The organism is Bacteroides sp. HMSC067B03, assembly GCF_001811315.1.
Classification (GTDB): domain Bacteria; phylum Bacteroidota; class Bacteroidia; order Bacteroidales; family Bacteroidaceae; genus Bacteroides; species Bacteroides faecis.
This window is the reverse complement of the sequence record NZ_KV804307.1, coordinates 1-551: the sequence shown is the minus strand read 5'-3', so window position 1 is coordinate 551 and position 551 is coordinate 1. Positions and strand designations below refer to the sequence as shown.

Genomic DNA, 551 nt, shown 5'->3' with positions numbered 1-551 from the left:
ACCTGACTCATATCGTCCGGGTCAAAGCGTACTATCCAGTCTTCGTTGTAATGGTCGCGGAGGGAAAGGTCGAAGCTGTCGAAGCAGATTCGTTCACCCATGAACTCGATAAACAGTCCCGAACCCGTGATCTTATTCGTGCGTCCGGTGGTTTCCCCCATGAGCATCAGATATTCCTCAATCCCGAAAGGCATTTTACGGGCTTCTTCGGTGCGTTCCCATGCAGTGCGGTAAGCATCTATCTTCTTTGCCCGTTCCTGCGCTATAATAGCTTCTAATTGTGCAATAACGGTGGATTCATCCGGGATGAACTTGTGGTTCTGGTTTAATACTTCCAAATTAGGCTGGTTATCTTTGTCGGCAGTAATACCGAAGCCTGACCAGTTCGCCTGTTTTTGGCAGTACTCCACATTCAAGCGTTTGAAATAGGGTTCTACTATCTTGGACTTTGCATTTCCCAAAGCGGCTGGTGTATAATACTTGGTCATGGCTTCATAGAAGGGAACCATCACCTTCTTTTGATAATTGTCGCTTTGTAGCTGTAAAGGCTT

The 551-nt window shown here is 46.6% G+C and carries 1 pseudogene; it reads right to left on the bottom strand.

Annotated features, from left to right (window positions below):
* Positions 1–551 (bottom strand): annotated as a pseudogene (locus tag HMPREF2794_RS06925) (hypothetical protein); the annotation flags it as partial.